Here is a 17547-nt window from a genome sequence, read left to right as displayed (position 1 = left end):
CGAGCCGCGCAGGTCGGGGTCAGAAACAGCGGATACGGCGGAGAAGATCAGCCGGGCCGTCATGTCAGCACCGCCAGCACCAGGGCGACGGCGAGGACGCAGATCCCGACGAACAGCAGCCCGACAGCGCGGGAAATCCGCTGGTACTTCCGCACCGCGACCCCGCCGATCAGCGCCACGTCCGCCGCGATGGTCTGCGCGGCCGCCGAGCTCGCCGCTTCCAGCAGCGCGGCCGGGCCGTGGTAGACCGCGTGCAGCCAAGACCCCGGCGTGGGGAACTGCGAAATTCGGGGACGCAGGGCCGACAGCAGCACCAGCACCGCCCCGAACACCGGAACAGCGGCCGCCCACAGCGCGACCATCGCCGCCGGCGACACCGACCGCGTGGACAGCGCGACCACACCGGCCAGCACCGCAGCCACGATCGACAGCAGCGCTTGTGCCTTCGTATCCGCCTTGCGCAGGTCGTCCCGCACGTGCTCGTGAGCTCGCTGGACCTGCGGCAACGCCTCATCAAAGGTGTGCATCACGCGGCCTCGCCCTCAGACGACGCGGCAGCGGTGGCGTCCAGCAGCGACGGCAACGCCCGCAGCACCGTCCGGCCGCTACGGCGCTCCGAGCGGGTCGCCCGGCGGACGTCGGTAAACGAGTGCGTCACCCGCACATCCGCCGCAACAGTCGCAGCCGCCAGCTCCGCGTCAACCGACGCGATCAGCGCGTCAACCTCACGCTCTTCGTCGGTGTACTCCAGGAAGTCCCACGCCATCGGCGCAGCAGCCTGAACAGCAGAAACATCGAACTCCAGCCCGTCAAAAGACGCTTCGGCTTGACGGCGGGAGATGTGTGCCGACCTCATCGGATCCCCTTCGTTCGGTTCTAGGTTCATCCTGGGATGTGTTCTCCATCCCGGGATGGCGTACCGAGAACTTTGCCGTTTGCATCCCGGCATTGTCAAGTCCATCCCGGGATGAAGTTTCGAAACCTGGGATGGTGTGCGAGGATGAGGGCATGGAACGAATGGACGCGAAAGCGGTAGCTGAGCAGCTCCGGGCGGACATCCACGAGGGCAAGTTCGCGCCAGGGGAGACCTTGCCGAACACCGAGCAACTTCGAGAGCGGTTTGGCGTCGGGAAGAACGTCGTTTCCGCCGCTGTGCAGACCCTGAAGGGGGAGGGTCTTCTAGCGCCCGGCGGTCGAGGGCAGCCCGTTCGTGTTCGCGTGGTTCCGCAGAAGTTGACGCGCTCGAACATCAACTACCAGGCGGAGAAAGACCTGGTTAAAGAGCCTGAGGACGTTCGTCGGCGCCACGGCTCGGCGGAGCGTGATGCCAAGGTTGAGATCGCTGCCGTCAATGACGACAAGGTGACCTATGAGGTCGTACCCCCGCCGGACGAGGTAGCCAAGATCATGGGGCTTGCGTCGAGTGACTACGTCCTACGCAGGACTTACCTGCGGCAATATCGGGAAGGCGAGGGCTACAGCAGGATGGTCTCGTACCTGCCGTATTCGCTCGTCAAGGATCACCCGCCGCTACTGGACTCGTCCAACGAGCCATGGCCCGGCGGTACCCTTCACCAGCTCTACACGGCAGGGGTGGAGGTGGGGAAGATTGAGGACCGCGTTTCCGCGCGCATGCCCACCGAGGAAGAAGTGGTCCTCTATGACATCCCGTTCAACGTGCCCGTGATTCCCATTCTGAAGATCAGCTACGACACGTCGGGTCGTGCGGTGGATGTGGCCGAACTCCTGACTCCAGCAGATCGAATTTCTCTGTCGTACACCACCGAGCTACGAAAGTGGGACGAGTAAGCAATGGCAACGCCACGCTTGATCTCGGTAGTGACGGCCGTCTTCGAGGGCGGACACCACTACCTCAAGGAAGCTTACGAGTCTCTACGGGCTCAGGAGATGCCGGAAGGCTGGTCCTGGGAGTGGTGCGTTCAGGAAGACGGCAGTAGCGGTGTGCCGAAACAAGAGCTTCCCGCCGATGATCCTCGCGTCCACTACGGCACCGGTTTGGCCGGCCGCGCGGCCGTCACCCGCAACATGGCGCTATCTCAGGCGCAGGGGATCGTGATTCGCAACCTTGATGCGGACGACCTGCTGCTGCCGGGTGCACTAGCGCGGGATATCGACGCGTTGCACCGCGTCGCGTGGTGCGTCTCGGCGGGTCTGGACCTGGACGAGGATGGGACGACAACGCCCGGGCCCTACGACCCTCCCAATGGCCCTGTGGAGCCCGGCCGCTTCTACAAGGAGCAGGCAGAGAACAGGCTCTCGGTGCTTGCGGCGAATGTCGCGATGCACACGGATCTCATCTGGTCCTTGGGTGGGTGGATGGCTCTCACGGGGGCCGAGACCATCGCCACGTTGTTGGCGGCGGAAGCAGTGACGCCGGGGGAGTTCATCGCCGAACCGAGCATGCTCTATCGGAAGCATTCGGCGCAGACAACGGCATCTGAGTCTTACTGGAACCCGCAGGAGGACGAGGCGCGCAGGCGGCTTATTCAAATGCGCGTGGACGCCATCCATGCCAATGGAACACGGTACGCGCCGGGGTCAATTGACGGAGCGGAGTCGGAGGTAGATCCTTCCGTGCCGCCAGAAGGACGTCAGGCTCAAGGGTTATCCCGCTTGACGCGTGGGAGAGATGAGCAGGTCTAGCTACTTGGCAACTGCTTACATGTCTATCGGTCGGCGAGCTTACGTCTAGGGCTCTACAATGTTGTAATTGATGATGTGACGTTATTAAGTGGGTTTCGATACGTGGAGGGGTACTGCATTGACTGACGAAGATTTCCTACTAGAAGACGATATTGATGAGGAAGAAGATCTCGACACGGCCACTCTTAAGGCGGAAGATGTCGAAGATGTTCTCCTTTATACACTCGACTGGAGCGTCCAGAGTCTTCTGGAGCGCATCGGTACCACCTTTAATATTAACCCGGCATTTCAGCGGCGAGATGCTTGGAATACGTTAAAGAAAAGTCGTTACATTGAATCGTTGATGCTGGGCTTGCCTGTACCTCAGGTGGTTCTAGCTGAAGATAATCATAGGAAAGGGAGCTTTATTGTATTGGATGGTAAGCAGCGGCTTGTCACGATGAAGCAGTTTGCTGCTCCGTCTGATATTTTCCCGTCCTTCAAGCTTAGGAACTTGGAGTTTCTTTCGGATCTCAATAGGTATAACTTTGAGAAGATCCAGAACTCGGCAGAGTATGGCGACTTCGCGGAGAACCTCTTAGCGCAACCTGTGCGAACTATCGTAGTTCGGAACTGGCGAAAGCCGGCGGTTCTGTATCAAATCTTTGTGCGCCTAAACCAGGGCAGCCTCTCACTTTCTCCTCAGGAATTACGTCAGGCTCTCTTTCCTGGCAAATTTACATCCTGGATTAATTCGCGTTCTGCTGATAGTTCACTTATCCATAGGGCGCGAAGGATCAAGGGCGAAGATTTTCGTATGCGTGACGCTGAAATGCTACTAAGGGCGGTTGCATTCAGTGAAAGGCTGGAAGATTACCAGGGTGACCTGCGAAAGTTTCTTGACGAAATGTGTTCCAAAGGAAACGCATCCTGGGATGAAAACGCGGACCACTACGAATCGCGTGCCGAGCAAGTTGAGTTGGCTATAAGTCGGACGCTAAATACGTTCGGTGAACGCGACAGTTTTCTTCGCTTTGCCGACGACGAGTATGTTCGCCGCTTCAACGTCGCGGTATTCGACGCAATGTGTCTTGTTTTCGGATCGCCGGAGATCTCTGATGATTCCTTGCGCGAGAAGAAGGCTGAGATTGTGGAGGGATACAAGAACCTCTGTGTGACAAATGAGCGGTTCCAATCTTCCTTGAAGTCGACCACCAAGACTGCTAGGGCGACGTCGGATCGAGTTATCCTATTCGGGGAAGTTGTAGAAAAAGTGTTGGATGTGAACCTGAGTGTGATCACGCGGGCGAAGCGGTTAGTTGCGAAGACGAATGAAAAATAGGGGAAAACATGCCTTCTCCTCTCTTCGTATCTCTCCGGGGCTCGCTGGATTCTCTGCGGAAAGACCTGATTGTCAGCGGCAAGGCTTACTATGCGTACACATCAGGGGATCACGCGCGTGCTCTGGGATTCCGTGTTCTGGCAAGCGCACACCTTGAAGACTATGCGGAACAGCGTTGTGCGGCGGTAGCAAAGGCTGGAATTCAGCGTCTAAAGAGGCAGCAGCCAACGCGTACGGGTGTTTGCCTGATGACTTGGTATTTCGTTCGCGAAGAAGACGAACCGATTCCGCTCGACGTATCCGAGTTTAACTTCGACGATAAGTTGGATAGTGCGCTTTCAAAATACGAGCGCATGGTAAGCAAGAAGCATGGTATTAGTGCGTCGAACCTGAGAAATTTAGTAGTTCCACTTGGCGTTCGTGAAGCGGATCTTGACGAGCATCTTTTCAATCTGCTGCAGGACTTGGCGGTAAGTAGAGGTGCCGCTGCGCACATTAAGGTGAACCGGGCAAAGCAGATGCAAGAGCCGGAGCAAGAGTGGAAGAAGGTTAGTGCCGTCCTTCCGCTCTTGGAGAAGCTAGATGAAGGACTCGATGCTGTGTTGGAGGACCGGCCAATCGTATAGAACTCGATGTCTGGCCGGCATCACCAGTCGGCCCCGGGAGCTGGAGACGGGATGTGGCGCGACACCTCGATCTGGAACTTCGGCAGGTTTGTGGCCCCAAATGCGCCCCAAGATTACCTTGGAAAATCGTAAAACTGCAGCTCAAGGTGTCGCTGAGGACTCCTCTGTAAATCAGACGGCACTGCCTTCGGGGGTTCGAATCCCTCACTCGCCACACCAGAGCGGCCCCGTGATCACGTCACGGGGCCGCTCTTGTTCGTCTGGTCCGGCGGGCTCAGGTCCCGACGGGTGGCCCGGGCGGGCGGTGTTCTTCCTTCTTCTTCTCCTGGGGCATCTCCGGCGCCTTCGTCTCGCCCGCCTTCTTCCCGAGTTCCGGGGTCGCGTTCCCGTTGGCCAGCGAGAGCAGCTGCGCCAGCGTGAGGCCGGTGTGCCCTTCCCAGCTGGGAATGTGGTCCTTCCACTCCAGATCCGCGGTGTTGCGGGCGTCGATGTGGGCGAACAACCGGTCCATCCGGCTGTTCAGCGCCTTCACGGCGTTGCGGTAGTTCTCCATCACCTTGTTCAGTTGCTGCTGGAACGCCCACATCACGTCGGTGACCCCGCTGCTGTGGCCGACCTCGATATGCGTCGGGTCCCCACCCTGCGTCTGCACGGGTGATCCGGGGGTCAACCCGCTGGTGCCCCACAGCAGCCTGACCACGTCGAGGCCGAGTTTCCCGTTGGGAACGGTGCCGATCGCGAGTTCGGCCACCTTGCCGCAGAAGAGCATGGCCGCGTGCATGTCGGCGCCCTCGTCGAGCCGGTCCAGTGCCGAGTCCAGCGACTTCCCCAGCTCGTGCAGGTCGTTCTTGCGGGCGGCTTGGACCGCGAACGCCGCGTCCAGCAGGCCGGACGCCTCGGGCAGGTAACCCTCGGCGTCGTCGATGTTCTCGGATCCGCCCGCGAAGTACCCCAGGTGGTCTTGCACCAGGCCGAGGTACGTGACGTACTCTCGCGCCGCCTCCCCGGACCAGTGGCTGTTCAGCCGGTCGCCGATGCCTTTCAGGATGTTCCGGGACTCCTCGAAGGCCTCCTTCTTCCGGAGCACGTCACCGGGCGCCCCGGCGAACGCGCCGAGGTCGCCGTCCACGGCGTATTTCAGCCAGTCCCGCAGCGGCTGCAGCAGGAAAAGGGTGTCGTCAGTGGCGTTCGTCGTGGGCCACTCGCTGCGGGCCTTCTCGCACAGGCTCTTGTACATCGCCTCGAAGGCCGCTGGGCTGAGGTCGGTCATCGAAGTCCCCTACTTCCCGGCGATTTCTCGTTCGATCCGCTCGTACATCTCGGCGATGGTCTTGAGCCGGTCCGACGCCACGTCGAGCGAATCGCTGATGCCCAGCCCGCCCGTGATCAGCAGCGCGATCAGCTTGTTCCGATTGCGGCCCAGGTCGGCCGCCTCGGCGACCTCGGTCCCGAACGCCTCCGTGGGCGAGGTGTAGAGATCGCGCATCGACGTCGACGCCGATCGGACCAGGTTCTCGGCACTGGGCATCCCGTGGCCGCCCCTGTCCGTGGCCATGGCCTTCAGATCGTCGATCTCGACGCTGAATCCCTGGGACTGTGGCATTTGACCCCTCCATGTCACTTAGGCCGGTCGAACAGCAGACGTTAGACGAGGCTCGTCGGTTTCCCGAGGCGCAAGGTGGGGAAAAATCAATCGCATCCGCAAACGCGGGAGGCTCACCGGCCGGGATCCGGCCTCGACGGCCACGCCGGATGCCTGCTCGGTTCGGCCAAGTCTTCGAGGTAGGTGAGCTGGCTGAAGTCCTCGTCGTCCGCCGGAGGCGCTTCGGACGCGCGGGCGCGCTTCTTGGGTTCAGCGGGCGCGGGCTTGAGGTCCGCGGCGACCTCGGCCAGCAGCGGCCACAACTTCTCCTGGGCCTTCGGCGTGAACAGCGCCTGCGCGAGCGGATGCGTGCAGGTCCCGGCGGCGACCTCCGCCCAGCTGAACTTGCCCTCCAGGACGCAGTCCGCCGCCCTGCTCAACCGCGGCGGCGCGTCGGGCCGCGCGGCCGCGCGGGCGAACACCTCGGCCGTGAACTTCGACGCGTCGACCATGATCGCCACCTCCGTCGTCCTCCGGTCGCTACGCCGGAGTACGACGACCCTACCGAGCCGTCGGTGCACCCGACCCGGTGAAGCCGCGATCCGGGAGCCAGCCGGCCGTGGCCCGGTAGCGCAGCAGCACGATGCCCGACGTGAACGCCCGCTCCTCCACCAGGCGCAGCTTGGGGACGCCGGTCGCGCCGTCGAACAGCCGACGGCCTTTCCCGGCCACCACGGGGTAGACGAACAACCGGTACTCGTCGACGAGCCCCTCGGCGATGAGCGACCGCACCAGCGAGATGCTGCCCGTCGTCACGATGTCCTTGCCGTCCGCCGCCTTCAGCGCCTCGATCTCCGTGCGCAGACTGCCGGAAAGGACCGTCGTGTTCTCCCAAGCCGGTTCGGTCAGGGTGCTGGAGACCACGTACTTGTTCACTGAGTCGAGATAAGCCGAAATGCCCGTCGTGTCGTCTGTCCGTTTCGGCCAATAGCCGCGCATGTCCTCGAAGCTGGCGCGACCGAGCAGCAGCGCGTCCGCGGCGTTCCGCTGCTGTTCGAGCGCGCCCAGGACGTCCGACCTGTCGACGTCCGGGTCGGTGTCACCAGGGCTGAACCAGCCGCCCGCCAGCTCGACGACGCCGTCGATGGTGCTGTTCTCCGTGACGACCAGCTTTCGCATCGTGCGACGGTAGCGCCGGGGTCCGACAAGAATGGGCCGATGACCGAGCCCCCGCCCTGGCCGGGCACGCCACCGGCGCACGGAGCCGTCGTCCTCCGTGAGTTCACCGAAGCCGACGTCCGACTGGCGCTCGAACTCGGCGAAGACCCGTACGTGCCGCTCATCGGCAGCCTTCCCGCGAAGCCGACCCGGCGAGAAGCCGAAGACTGGGTGCGGCGCCAGCAGAGCCGCCACGCGGAAGGCCGGGGGTTCCCGTTCGTGATCGACGTGCGGGGGACCGGCGTGGGCACCATCGGGCTCTGGCTGCGGAAACTGTCCGAGGGAATCGGGATCGTGGGCTATTCGGTCTCGCCCGCGCATCGGCGCCGCGGTTTCGCCTCCGACGCGCTCAAGGCGATCACCGGGTTCGCCTGGACGGTGCCGGGTGTGGAGCGGATCGAGCTGTACATCGAACCGTGGAACCGCGGCTCGATTCGGGCGGCCGAGAAGGCGGGCTACCGGAACGCCGGACTGCTGCCCGCCCACCAGGAGATCGGCGGGACCGCGCGGGACATGCTCCTCTACTCCCGGATCGCGTAGTCGCCGAAAGCGGGTTCCAGCAGCTCGAAAGCCCGCTTGGCCGCTTTCGTCAGCGCCTCGGCGATCTCGTCGTTGTTCTCGCCGGCGTGCGAGCGCCGCAGGACCTCGCGGAAGAGGACACGGTCGATCGCGTTGAGTTCGGCGGCCGCCATGACCGGGGTGACGTCGTCCGCGGCGGCGCCGGTCTCGGTCGCGAGGAGGTCGGCGAGCGCCGCCTCCCGCAGCTCGTGCAGCTCCCGCAGTCGCGCGGTCAGGGTCGGGCTTTCCAGCACCATCTTCGCGAAGGCCGGCCCGGTGAAGCCGATCACGGGCGAGTGCGCCGCCACCGCGTCCAGGAAGGTGCGCCGTAGCGCGGCGAGCGCCGACTCACCGGCCTCCCTGGCGGCGACCGCGTTCGCCAGCCCGTTCGTGAACTCTTCGTGCTGGTCGAGGGCCAGATCCTCTTTGCGAGCGAAGTAGTTGGTGACGGTCTTCTTCGCGACCCTCGCCGCCGCGGCGATCTCGGCGATCGTCGTCTCCTCGAAGCCCTTCTCGATGAAGAGGGCCGTCGCGTGGTCGGAGATCAGCTGCCGCGTCTCCTGCTTCTTGAGCTCCCGTAGGCCCACATCCGCACTGGTCATGAGCGAACTTTACCACCGACGCAAAAATATCCTTGACTTACGATAGTCCGGATGTAAACTTACGTCCGTACTACCGACTGAGAGAGAAGAGGCTCCTTGACTGCTCGAATCCCCCAAGGCAATGACGGCACCAACCGCGCCCAGGCCCGGCGGAACGACCGCCGTCATCAGCAGCCGTTCCCCGGCCGCTTGATGCCCGTGCGCCGCTCGATCGGCGTTCCGCGCCGCCGGTCGTACTGACCGATCAGCTCCTCTCGAAACCACTGCCGAACGAAGGGATTCGCCCATGAACGTCCTTGCTTCCACCGTCTCGCTGACCGTCGGCGACGTCGCCGCCTCCAGCCGCTTCTTCACCGAGCACTTCGGTTTCACCGAACAGATGGCCGCGGAGGGGTTCGTCTCCCTCGGGCACGAAACCGCGAAACTGTCCATCGTGCTGCTCCAGGCGGGGATCGAGGTCCTGCCGGAGAACCTGCGGCAGCAGCGCGCGTCCGGCGTGATCGTGGCCTTCACGGTCGAGAACCTCGAAGCCGAGGAGAAGCGCCTGCGCGACGAGGGGGTCGAGATCACCTTGCCGCTGCGGGAAGAACCGTGGGGTGAACGCCTCTTCATGGTCACCGATCCGAACGGGGTCTGCGTGGAACTCGTGGAATGGGTTCAGCAGTAAGGAAACATCGAAACGGGGTTTGGTCCACAGTGGACAAAACCCCGTTTTTCGTGCCGTTCGCCTACTTCATCGCGGCGAGCTGGATCAGGTTGCCGCAGGTGTCGTCGAAGACGGCGGTGACGACGGGGCCCATGTCGACGGCGTCTTGGGTGAACTCGACGCCCAGTCCCTTGAGTCGCTCGACCTCGGCGTACACGTCGTCGACGGCGAACTGCGTGAACGGGATGCCGTCGCTGACCAGCGCCTTCTTGAACGGGCCGGCCGCCGGGTGGCCGTCCGGCTCCAGGAGCAGTTCGACGCCGTCCGGATCGGCGGGGGAGACCACGGTGAGCCACCGGGCGTCGCCGGTGGGCACGTCGTTCTTCTTGCGGAACCCCAGTTTCTCGGTGTAGAAGGCGAGCGCCTTGGCCTGGTCGTCGACGAAGACGCTGGTGAGGTTGACGCGGATCATGGGTTCGGTTCCTCTCGGTCGAGGGGCCACCGCTCGGCGATCGAACGCAGCGGGCTCGTGTCGATGTGGTGGAACTTGTAGCGGCCCTGCCGCCGGGTGCGCACCAGGCCCGCTTGTTCGAGCATCGCGAGGTGCTGCGAAATGGCCTGGCGCGAGGAGGCCAGCCCGTGCTTCATGGTCAGCCGTCCGCAGATCTCGAACAGCGTCTGACCGTCCTTTTCGGTCAGTTCGTCCAGGATGACGCGTCGTGTCGCGTCGCCGAGGGCCTTGAACAGGTCGGGGTCGGCGTCCACGGATCAGTTATAGGCAAGCCGTCACTTGCCTGTCAAGTCGGGGTCAGGAGCCCAGATAACGCAGGATCGCCAGGACACGGCGGCTGTAGCCGGCGGTGTTGGCCAGGCCGAGCTTGTCGAAGATCGCGTTCACGTGCTTCTCGACGGCGCTCTGCGACACGTACAGCGATTCGGCGATCCCGGCGTTCGTGTGGCCCTGCGCCATTTTCTCCAGCACTTCCCGCTCGCGAGCGGTCAGCTTCGCGAGCGGATCGGTGTGCGTGGTCCGCGCGAGCAGCCGTCGCACCACCTCCGGATCGAACGCCGCCCCGCCCGCGGCGACCCGGTCGAGCGCGTCCAGGAATTCGCCCACCTGGGCGACCCTGTCCTTCAGCAGATAGCCCACGCGTTCACCGTCGCCGGTGATCAGCTCGGCGGCGTAGCGTTTCTCGACATACTGCGACAGCACCAGGACGCCGATCTCCGGCCAGCGGTTCCGGATTTCGAGTGCCGCGCGCAGGCCCTCGTCGGTGTGGGTCGGCGGCATGCGGACGTCGGTGACGACCACGTCGGGCCGGTACGCGGCGGTCGTCGAGACGAGCGCCTCGCCGTCGCCGACCGACGCCACGACGTCATGCCCCTCCTCGATCAACAGCCGGACCAGGCCTTCCCGCAGCAAGATCGAGTCCTCGGCCAGGATCACGCGCACGGCAGCACCGCCGTCACGACGGTCGGCCCGCCGGGCGGACTGTCCACGGTGAACTCTCCGTCCGCCGCCGCGACCCGCCGCGCGAGGCCGGAGAGGCCGCCGCCGGACTCCCTCGCCCCGCCGGTGCCGTCATCGGTGATCCGCACCCGCACGCTGTCCCCGTCCCGCTCGGCCTCGATGTCGATCCGCGTCGCCGCGGCGTGCTTGATCGTATTGGTGACCGCTTCGGAGGCGACGAAGTAGACGACGGTCTCGATGGCCGCCGCCGGCCGTTCCGGCAGGTCGACCCGCAGGTGGACCGGCACGCCCGAGCGTTCCGCGAGTGCCTCCAGCGCGGGATGCAGCCCATCGGTGTCCAACGCGATCGGGTACACCCGCCACGAGACCTCGCGCAGATCGTTCAGAGCGCGCTGGGACTCCTCGTGCGCCTGCCGCAGCAGCTCCGACGCGTGGTCCGGATCGGCGGCGCGCCGGGCCCGGCCGAGCAGCATGCCGAGCGCCACGAGCCGCTGCTGGACGCCGTCGTGCAGGTCCCGCTCGATCCGGCGGCGTTCGTCGTTGACCGCTTCGACCACCTCGGCGCGGCTGGTGGCCAGCTCGGAAACCCGGCGGCGCAACTGTTCCTTCTTGCTGGGGCCGAGAAAGCGCCGGGCCAGCTTGCGATCCAAGGTGGCGATGCCGACGAGTCCTTGCACGGCAAGGAAGACGAGCAGCGCGCCGAACAGCGTGGTGGTGACGAAGTCGTACCAGTCCGCGGGCGCCCCGCCGCCGGGCGACTCGCCGTTGAGCAGCTGGTGGATCACGATCACGCCGGAGGCGGCGCCCAGCAGGGTCAGGATGAGGATCCCGGCGCCGAGCAGGCCCACGACACAGCGCGGGACGAGGTAGGCCATCGCACGGCGTCCGGTGTGGTCCGTCGCGTTCTCGGCGCCGAAGTACTTCTCCAGCCGCCGTCGCTCCACTTCGGACAGTGCGCGGGCACCCGCGAAGACGGGGCGGCGCAGTGCGGGGATCGCGAGCGCGATGCCGCCGAAGAGGACGTAGAAGAACTCGGCGAACGCTGTCGTGGCGCCGATCGCCAGGCCCAGCGTGCCGCGGAGCAGCTTGCGCAGATGGCGGCGCGTAGCGGCCGGAACAGGCATAACGCCAGGTTAGCGGGGTAGCCGAAGATCGGGATTGCGGTTTTCCGCAGTGATCTGTGCCGCTTCACCGCAGGGTGCGGAACCCGGGCAATTCGTACGTTCGTTGGCACCTGCAGACGACCATGAAAGGCCGCCATGAACCTCCTCCTCGCCGAAGCCGCCAACGAACCGATGAGCGGCCTCGCCGGCTGGGCAGTCTCACTGATGGACGCACTGGGTGGGCCGGGGGCGGCGATCATCGTCGGACTGGACAACCTTTTCCCGCCGATCCCCAGCGAACTGGTGCTGCCGCTCGCCGGGTTCTCCGCCAGCCAGGGCACGTTCAGCCTGGTGGAAGCCCTGGTGTGGACGACCTTCGGCTCGGTCGCCGGCGCGATCATCGTGTACTACCTCGGTCTGCTGCTCGGCCGTGACCGCACGCGCCGCTGGATGGCGAAGATCCCGCTGGTCAAGACGTCCGACTTCGACAAGACCGAGGCCTGGTTCCAGAAACACGGCGCCAAGGCGGTGTTCTTCGGCCGGATGGTGCCGATCTTCCGCAGCCTCATCTCCCTGCCCGCCGGGATCGAGCGGATGCCGTTCTGGCGCTTCCTGACCCTGACGACACTGGGCAGCCTGATCTGGAACACGGCGTTCGTGCTGGCCGGGTACGGGCTGGGGGAGAGCTGGCACCTCGTCGAGGAGTACGCCGGGTTCTTCCAGTACTTCGTGATCGCGGCCGTCGTGGTGGCGCTCGCGCTCTTCGTCGTCACGCGGCTTCGCGAGAAGTCGCGCACCGACGCCTGACGAACGCACGTGAAGGCCCCCTTCCCTCGGCTGAGCCGAGGGAAGGGGGCCTTCACGCGGGATCAGGAGCGGAAGGGACCGGTGACCTCGTAGGTGATCCCACCCGAGGAGGACCCGGAAGTCCCGCGCTGCGACGAGAAGTACAGCCGGTCGCCCGCCGGGGTGAACGCGGGACCGCAGATCTCCGACGAGCTCTGGCCGGTGATCCGCAGGAACGGCGCCACGATGTCGTCCGGCGTGATGATGCAGATCTCCATGTTGCCGCCGTCCTCGGCGACGAACAGGTCGCCCGACGAGGTGCCGGTGACGTTGTCGACCCCGGTCAGCGGCGCCGAACCCGGGCTGACCAGCGAGTCGTCGTAGGCCAGTTCGTAGGTGCTGTTCGTCAGGTTGAGCTGCCAGACCCGGTTGTCGCCCTTGGTCGTGAACCAGGCGGTGTCGTTGGCGTAATGCAGCCCCTCGCCGCCGGTGAACCGCTTCGCACCGGACACCTGGTTGCGCGTGGCGGTGGGGGAGCCGTCGGGGTCGGGCACGTTCGCCCAGGTGAAGCTGCCGGACGTCGCCGTGCCGGCCTTCAGCACCTGGAGCGTCCCGGCGGAGAGGTCGCCCCAGGTCGTCGGGACGAACCGGTAGAAGCAGCCGTCCGTGACGTCCTCGGTCAGGTAGACGACCTTGCGCACCGGGTCGGCCGCGGCGGCTTCGTGCTTGAACCTCCCCATCGCGGGCCGCTGGACCGCGGCCGTGGCAGGCCCGCCCGGCTGGCATTCGTAGACGAAGCCGAGGTCGATCTCCTCACAGGAAAGCCAAGTGTTCCAAGGGGTTTTGCCGCCTGCGCAGTTCTGGCGCGTATTCGCCAGGATGCGGTGGGCGCCGGTGATGTTCCCGCTCGCGTCGAATTTGACCGCGCTGGCACCGCCGCCGGGGGTGATCTCCGAGTTCGACACGTAGATCCAGCCGCTGCCGTCGGCGAACACCGCGCCGCCGTCGGGCGCGCTGTGCCAGGTGTAGCCGGTGCTCGCGACCTGACGGCCGGAGCGCGCGATGACGCGGCTGGTGAATCCCGCGGGCAGCTGGATCCCGTTCGCGTCGGCCGCCTGGAGCGCGCCGTACGGGCTGGGTCCGTTCTGCGCGGGCGCCGCCAGTGCCGCCCCCGAAAGCCTGTTGCCGAACGCCGTGACACCGGCGCCGATCACGGCCGCGCGCAGGAAATTCCGTCGCTTCACTCGTGCCTCCAAGAAACCGCTGATGTGGTGGTGCGGGAAGGAGCGGATCGGAGGTTACGGGTGGAAGGGGGCCGGTAGGTGAATTCCCGACATACTTCGGCGGCGGACCGCGAGCCGGTCCGCCGCCGGAGCAAGATGCGTTACGCCGCCTGGGCGACCGGGGTGGACGCCGGGGTCAGCGCGAGGTCCAGCACGTCGCGGACGTTCGCCACGGCGTGGACGTCCAGCTGTGCCAGCACTTCGGCCGGGACGTCGTCGAGATCCGGCTCGTTGCGCTGCGGGATGATCACCGTCTTCATCCCGGCCCGGTGCGCGGCCAGCAGCTTCTGCTTGACCCCGCCGATGGGCAGCACGCGCCCGGTCAGCGACACCTCACCGGTCATCGCGACGTCCGATTTCACGACCCGGCCCGAAAGCAGGGACGCCAGCGCGGTCGTCATCGTGATCCCCGCGCTCGGCCCGTCCTTGGGCACCGCGCCCGCCGGGACGTGCACGTGGATGCCGCGTTCCTTCAGGTCGCCGACCGGCAGTTCCAGTTCGGCGCCGTGCGAGCGCAGGTACGACAGCGCGATCTGCACCGACTCCTTCATCACCTCGCCCAGCTGGCCGGTCAGCTGCAGCCCGGTCGCGCCGGACTCCGGATCCGCCAGCGACGCCTCGATGTAGAGGACGTCACCACCGGCGCCGGTCACCGCCAGCCCGGTCGCCACTCCCGGGGTCGACGTCCGCTGGGTCGACGCGGGCAGCGACGACTCCGGCAGGTGCCTCGGGCGGCCGAGGTAGGTCTCGAGCCCGTCGGCGTCGATGGTCAGCGGCAGCTCGACCTCGTCCAGCGCGACCTTGGTCGCCACCTTCCGCAGCACCTTCGCGATGGTCCGGTTCGCGTTGCGCACCCCGGCTTCCCGCGTGTACTCGGCGGCGATGCGGCTGAAGGCGTCGTCGGTCAGCTTGACGTCTTCCTTGCCGAGACCGGCGCGGTCCAGCTCGCGGGGGAGCAGGTGGTCGCGGGCGATGGTGACCTTCTCGTGCTCGGTGTAGCCGTCGAGGGTGACCAGCTCCATCCGGTCCAGCAGCGGGCCGGGGATGGTTTCGAGCGCGTTCGCCGTCGCGAGGAACACGACGTCGGAGAGGTCGAGTTCGACCTCCAGGTAGTGGTCGCGGAACGTGTGGTTCTGCTCCGGGTCCAGCACCTCCAGCAGGGCGGCCGTCGGGTCGCCGCGGTAGTCGGCGCCGACCTTGTCGATCTCGTCGAGCAGCACGACCGGGTTCATCGAGCCCGCTTCCTTGATGGCGCGGACGATCCGGCCGGGCAGCGCGCCGACGTAGGTGCGGCGGTGCCCGCGGATCTCGGCCTCGTCCCGGATGCCGCCGAGCGCGACGCGGACGAACTTGCGGCCCATCGCCTTCGCCACGGACTCGCCGAGCGAGGTCTTGCCGACCCCGGGAGGACCGGCGAGCGCGAGCACCGCACCCGAACGGCGGCCGCCGACCGGGCCGAGACCGGACTCCGCTCGGCGCTTGCGCACGGCCAGGTACTCGATGATGCGTTCCTTCACGTCGTCGAGACCAGCGTGGTCGGCGTCGAGGATTTCCCGCGCGGCGGCGATGTCGTGGACGTCGGTGGTGCGCTCGTTCCACGGCAGTTCGAGGACGGTGTCCAGCCAGGTGCGGATCCAGCCGCCCTCGGGGGACTGGTCCGACGTCCGCTCCAATTTGTCCACTTCGGACAGTGCGGCTTTCTTGACGGCGTCCGGCAGTTCGGCGGCCTCGACCCTGGCGCGGTAGTCGTCGTCGTTCGCGGTGCCGTCGAGTTCGCCCAGCTCCTTGCGGATCGCTTCGAGCTGGCGGCGCAGCAGGAACTCCTTCTGCTGCTTCTCCATGCCCTCCTGGACGTCCTTGCGGATGGTGTCGGTGACCTCGAGTTCCGCCAGCTGCTCGCGGCTCCATTCGAGCGCTTTTTCGAGCCTGGTCGAAACGTCGAGCGTGGAGAGCAGTTCGAGCTTCTGCTCGGTGCTCAGGTACGACGAGTTGCCCGCGAGGTCGGCGAGCGCGGACGGATCCTCGACCTCCTGCACGGCGTCGATCATCTGCCAGCCGCCGCGCTGCTGGAGGATCGCGATGACGACGCTCTTGTACTCGGACGCGAGCTTCGCGGAGTTGTCGTCGGTGGTCTCGGCGGCGACCTCGGCGTGGACCCAGCGCGCGGCGCCGGGGCCGTCGGCGATGCGGCCGACGACGGCGCGGCGGGTGCCGCGCAGCAGCACGGCGGTCTTGCCGCCGGGGACGCGGCCGATGCGCTCGACGGTCGCGATGGTGCCGAGTTCGGCGTACTCGCCGTGGACGCGGGGGACGATCAGCACCTCGGCCTTGGCCGTGGCGCTGGAGCGGATCCCCGGGAAGGACGCCTGGGCAGGCGTGTTGGCCTGGGCGGACTCCACCGCGGCCCGCGTCTCCGTGTCGGCGAGGTCGAGCGGGACGATCATGCCCGGCAGCACGACGTCGTCATCGAGCGGGAGGACGGGCAGGAGGCGGTTGTCGGTCATCTGTGCACTCCTCGGTTAGTTGAGTCTGCCTAGCTCAACTCTCCGGTCGACCCGTTTGTTTCCTTTCCGCGTTCGCCGTCAGCGATCATCCACCCCTCCTACCTCTGCTCCCCAACGCGGCGCAGTTAGCCCGCTAAAGGCGACGTGACGGGGGCAGAGATCGGAGGGCTACGGAGCCACCGGGCGCATCCTGTGGGTGCCCCCGGACACAGGGCGCCCCGAAAATGACCCCAGGGGCTGCCGGGTGCCCACTCCTCCGATGTCTGCGCCCCAACGCGGCACGGTTAGCCCGCTAAAGGCGACGCGACCAGGGCAGAGGTCGGACGTCAGGGGTGCGTGGCGACCCCGCACCAGGCGAACGGGCGGGCACCTTCCTCGTCCCGCCGGAGTTCGCGGACGGGCCGCCAGTCGGGCAGGTGCACGATGCCGGGTTCCAGCAGCGGCCAGTCCCCGAAGAGGGGCTCGATCTCTTCGCGGTCCCGCATCCACACGGGGTTGCTCGTCTTCCGGTACTGCTCGACCATCCACTGGAGCCCGTCGGCGTCCTCGCCGGTCTGGCCACCGAAGCTCATATGCGACAGCCCCAGCCAGCTCCCCGGCGCCAGCGCGTTCCGGTAGGTCGCGACCAGCGCGGGCGGATCGTCGTGCGGTCCGGCGAAATGCAGCACCGCCATCAGCATCAGGCACATCGGCTGGTCGAAATCGATCAGCCGCCGCGTCTCCGGATGCCCGAGGACGTCCTTCGGCCGCCGCATGTCCGCCTGGATGATCCCGGCCCAGTCGGTCGCCTCGTGCCGTTCGAGGATCAGTTCCGCGTGCGCCACCGCCACCGGCTCGTAGTCGACGTACACGACCTTCGCCGTATCGCCCGGCTCCAGTTCCTCCTGGACGATCTCGTGCACGTTCCCGGCCGTCGGGACACCGGAGCCCAGATCGATGAACTGCCGGATCCCCGCCGCCAGCGCCGCACGCACGACGCGGTTCATGAACTCACGGTTGTGCCGCGCCCCCGGTTTGACCCATCGCCACTGTCGTTCCAGCTTGCGGGCGAACTCGCGATCGACAGCCCAGTTGTGGGTCCCGCCGAGATACCAGTCGTAGATCCTCGCCGCGGACGGCTTTTCGGTGTCGACCCCGGTCGGCGCCACCGGTGCCGTGTCATCGTCGCTGGTCACCATGAACC

Annotated in this window: 22 protein-coding genes; 8 read left to right on the top strand and 14 right to left on the bottom strand. The window is 65.9% G+C overall.

The genetic code is table 11. The annotated features are described in order from the left end of the window. Positions 1–59: 59 nt before the first annotated feature. Complete coding sequence (locus SD37_RS38225; RefSeq protein ID WP_145926830.1) at positions 60–527, bottom strand: Pycsar system effector family protein; 468 nt, start codon at positions 525–527, stop codon at positions 60–62. Then, positions 527–886, bottom strand: a complete 360-nt coding sequence (locus SD37_RS38220; RefSeq protein WP_145926829.1) for a hypothetical protein — start codon at positions 884–886, stop codon at positions 527–529. Before SD37_RS38220 ends, SD37_RS38225 begins: the two co-directional genes overlap by 1 nt. Positions 887–1008: 122 nt before the next feature. On the opposite strand from SD37_RS38220, the gene SD37_RS38215 reads away from it, so the two are divergent. The 4 genes from SD37_RS38215 to SD37_RS42915 all read left to right on the top strand — a co-directional run bounded on the left by SD37_RS38215 (position 1009) and on the right by SD37_RS42915 (position 4611). After that, complete coding sequence (locus tag SD37_RS38215) at positions 1009–1809, top strand: GntR family transcriptional regulator (protein WP_044855833.1); 801 nt, start codon at positions 1009–1011, stop codon at positions 1807–1809. A 3-nt stretch (positions 1810–1812) separates the two neighbouring features. Beyond that, positions 1813–2664 (top strand): glycosyltransferase, encoded by an 852-nt coding sequence (locus SD37_RS38210; protein ID WP_052675137.1) that lies wholly within the window; start codon positions 1813–1815, stop codon positions 2662–2664. 118 nt (positions 2665–2782) lie between these two features. Next, entirely contained in the window at positions 2783–3985 is a 1203-nt protein-coding gene (locus SD37_RS42315; protein ID WP_167369683.1) for a DUF262 domain-containing protein, read from the top strand. Between the two features lie 8 nt (positions 3986–3993). Continuing rightward, positions 3994–4611 carry a hypothetical protein gene (locus tag SD37_RS42915; RefSeq protein ID WP_145926827.1) on the top strand — a complete coding sequence of 206 codons (618 nt, stop codon included), beginning with the start codon at positions 3994–3996 and terminating at the stop codon, positions 4609–4611. A gap of 274 nt (positions 4612–4885) precedes the next feature. Here SD37_RS42915 and SD37_RS38205 read toward each other — a convergent pair whose 3' ends face one another. The 4 genes from SD37_RS38205 to SD37_RS38190 all read right to left on the bottom strand — a co-directional run bounded on the left by SD37_RS38205 (position 4886) and on the right by SD37_RS38190 (position 7372). Continuing rightward, positions 4886–5881 carry a hypothetical protein gene (locus SD37_RS38205; protein ID WP_044855765.1) on the bottom strand — a complete coding sequence of 332 codons (996 nt, stop codon included), beginning with the start codon at positions 5879–5881 and terminating at the stop codon, positions 4886–4888. Between the two features lie 9 nt (positions 5882–5890). Further along, the gene (locus SD37_RS38200) at positions 5891–6214 is read right to left on the bottom strand and encodes a hypothetical protein (RefSeq protein WP_044855764.1); all 324 of its coding nucleotides are present in this window, start codon (positions 6212–6214) and stop codon (positions 5891–5893) included. Between the two features lie 113 nt (positions 6215–6327). Further along, positions 6328–6705, bottom strand: coding sequence for a hypothetical protein (locus SD37_RS38195; RefSeq protein ID WP_044855831.1), 378 nt, complete (start codon positions 6703–6705; stop codon positions 6328–6330). A 49-nt stretch (positions 6706–6754) separates the two neighbouring features. Then, positions 6755–7372 (bottom strand): dihydrofolate reductase family protein, encoded by a 618-nt coding sequence (locus tag SD37_RS38190; RefSeq protein ID WP_044855763.1) that lies wholly within the window; start codon positions 7370–7372, stop codon positions 6755–6757. Between the two features lie 39 nt (positions 7373–7411). Here SD37_RS38190 and SD37_RS38185 point away from each other — a divergent pair, with 39 nt between their 5' ends. Further along, entirely contained in the window at positions 7412–7951 is a 540-nt protein-coding gene (locus tag SD37_RS38185) for a GNAT family N-acetyltransferase (protein WP_044855762.1), read from the top strand. Here the strand turns inward: SD37_RS38185 and SD37_RS38180 are convergent. Continuing rightward, positions 7933–8571, bottom strand: coding sequence for a TetR/AcrR family transcriptional regulator (locus tag SD37_RS38180; protein WP_044855761.1), 639 nt, complete (start codon positions 8569–8571; stop codon positions 7933–7935). The genes SD37_RS38185 and SD37_RS38180 overlap by 19 nt on opposite strands. Before the next feature lie 96 nt (positions 8572–8667). Between SD37_RS38180 and SD37_RS43325 the strand changes: the two genes are divergently transcribed. Together SD37_RS43325 and SD37_RS38175 are read left to right on the top strand one after the other, a co-directional pair. After that, positions 8668–8811, top strand: a complete 144-nt coding sequence (locus SD37_RS43325; protein ID WP_167369682.1) for a hypothetical protein — start codon at positions 8668–8670, stop codon at positions 8809–8811. Between the two features lie 46 nt (positions 8812–8857). Next, positions 8858–9238, top strand: coding sequence for a VOC family protein (locus tag SD37_RS38175; RefSeq protein ID WP_044855760.1), 381 nt, complete (start codon positions 8858–8860; stop codon positions 9236–9238). A 61-nt stretch (positions 9239–9299) separates the two neighbouring features. Here SD37_RS38175 and SD37_RS38170 read toward each other — a convergent pair whose 3' ends face one another. Genes SD37_RS38170 through SD37_RS38155 form a run of 4 tightly spaced genes read right to left on the bottom strand, consistent with a single transcriptional unit; the run spans position 9300 to position 11812 of the window. Continuing rightward, entirely contained in the window at positions 9300–9689 is a 390-nt protein-coding gene (locus tag SD37_RS38170) for a VOC family protein (RefSeq protein ID WP_037314028.1), read from the bottom strand. Continuing rightward, positions 9686–9982, bottom strand: a complete 297-nt coding sequence (locus SD37_RS38165; RefSeq protein WP_044855759.1) for an ArsR/SmtB family transcription factor — start codon at positions 9980–9982, stop codon at positions 9686–9688. Before SD37_RS38165 ends, SD37_RS38170 begins: the two co-directional genes overlap by 4 nt. Before the next feature lie 43 nt (positions 9983–10025). Next, positions 10026–10670 (bottom strand): response regulator, encoded by a 645-nt coding sequence (locus SD37_RS38160; RefSeq protein ID WP_044855758.1) that lies wholly within the window; start codon positions 10668–10670, stop codon positions 10026–10028. After that, entirely contained in the window at positions 10661–11812 is a 1152-nt protein-coding gene (locus tag SD37_RS38155) for a sensor histidine kinase (protein WP_044855757.1), read from the bottom strand. The genes SD37_RS38160 and SD37_RS38155 overlap by 10 nt, the downstream gene beginning before the upstream one ends. Positions 11813–11947: 135 nt before the next feature. Here SD37_RS38155 and SD37_RS38150 point away from each other — a divergent pair, with 135 nt between their 5' ends. Beyond that, complete coding sequence (locus tag SD37_RS38150; protein WP_044855756.1) at positions 11948–12598, top strand: DedA family protein; 651 nt, start codon at positions 11948–11950, stop codon at positions 12596–12598. A 62-nt stretch (positions 12599–12660) separates the two neighbouring features. Here SD37_RS38150 and SD37_RS38145 read toward each other — a convergent pair whose 3' ends face one another. The 3 genes from SD37_RS38145 to SD37_RS38135 form a co-directional block, all read right to left on the bottom strand. Beyond that, a complete protein-coding gene (locus SD37_RS38145; RefSeq protein WP_044855755.1) occupies positions 12661–13821 on the bottom strand; it encodes an alkaline phosphatase PhoX in 1161 nt (386 codons plus the stop codon). A 140-nt stretch (positions 13822–13961) separates the two neighbouring features. After that, positions 13962–16364, bottom strand: coding sequence for an endopeptidase La (gene lon / locus SD37_RS38140; RefSeq protein WP_044855754.1), 2403 nt, complete (start codon positions 16362–16364; stop codon positions 13962–13964). Between the two features lie 326 nt (positions 16365–16690). Further along, a complete protein-coding gene (locus SD37_RS38135; protein WP_418189797.1) occupies positions 16691–17542 on the bottom strand; it encodes an SAM-dependent methyltransferase in 852 nt (283 codons plus the stop codon). Between the last annotated feature and the right edge of the window lie 5 nt (positions 17543–17547).

The organism is Amycolatopsis orientalis, assembly GCF_000943515.2.
Lineage (GTDB): Bacteria > Actinomycetota > Actinomycetes > Mycobacteriales > Pseudonocardiaceae > Amycolatopsis > Amycolatopsis orientalis.
The sequence above is the reverse complement of the archived record's forward strand: the minus strand, read 5'-3'. Positions and strand labels throughout refer to the sequence as shown.

Coding starts and splice junctions, on each gene's coding strand:
- SD37_RS38225 (WP_145926830.1), bottom strand. CDS start 527: ATGCACACCTTTGATGAGGCGTTGCCGCAGGTCCAGCGAGCTCACGAG.
- SD37_RS38220 (WP_145926829.1), bottom strand. CDS start 886: ATGAACCTAGAACCGAACGAAGGGGATCCGATGAGGTCGGCACACATC.
- SD37_RS38215 (WP_044855833.1), top strand. CDS start 1,009: ATGGAACGAATGGACGCGAAAGCGGTAGCTGAGCAGCTCCGGGCGGAC.
- SD37_RS38210 (WP_052675137.1), top strand. CDS start 1,813: ATGGCAACGCCACGCTTGATCTCGGTAGTGACGGCCGTCTTCGAGGGC.
- SD37_RS42915 (WP_145926827.1), top strand. CDS start 3,994: ATGCCTTCTCCTCTCTTCGTATCTCTCCGGGGCTCGCTGGATTCTCTG.
- SD37_RS38205 (WP_044855765.1), bottom strand. CDS start 5,881: ATGACCGACCTCAGCCCAGCGGCCTTCGAGGCGATGTACAAGAGCCTG.
- SD37_RS38200 (WP_044855764.1), bottom strand. CDS start 6,214: ATGCCACAGTCCCAGGGATTCAGCGTCGAGATCGACGATCTGAAGGCC.
- SD37_RS38195 (WP_044855831.1), bottom strand. CDS start 6,705: ATGGTCGACGCGTCGAAGTTCACGGCCGAGGTGTTCGCCCGCGCGGCC.
- SD37_RS38190 (WP_044855763.1), bottom strand. CDS start 7,372: ATGCGAAAGCTGGTCGTCACGGAGAACAGCACCATCGACGGCGTCGTC.
- SD37_RS38185 (WP_044855762.1), top strand. CDS start 7,412: ATGACCGAGCCCCCGCCCTGGCCGGGCACGCCACCGGCGCACGGAGCC.
- SD37_RS38180 (WP_044855761.1), bottom strand. CDS start 8,571: ATGACCAGTGCGGATGTGGGCCTACGGGAGCTCAAGAAGCAGGAGACG.
- SD37_RS38175 (WP_044855760.1), top strand. CDS start 8,858: ATGAACGTCCTTGCTTCCACCGTCTCGCTGACCGTCGGCGACGTCGCC.
- SD37_RS38170 (WP_037314028.1), bottom strand. CDS start 9,689: ATGATCCGCGTCAACCTCACCAGCGTCTTCGTCGACGACCAGGCCAAG.
- SD37_RS38155 (WP_044855757.1), bottom strand. CDS start 11,812: ATGCCTGTTCCGGCCGCTACGCGCCGCCATCTGCGCAAGCTGCTCCGC.
- SD37_RS38150 (WP_044855756.1), top strand. CDS start 11,948: ATGAACCTCCTCCTCGCCGAAGCCGCCAACGAACCGATGAGCGGCCTC.
- lon (WP_044855754.1), bottom strand. CDS start 16,364: ATGACCGACAACCGCCTCCTGCCCGTCCTCCCGCTCGATGACGACGTC.
- SD37_RS38135 (WP_418189797.1), bottom strand. CDS start 17,542: ATGGTGACCAGCGACGATGACACGGCACCGGTGGCGCCGACCGGGGTC.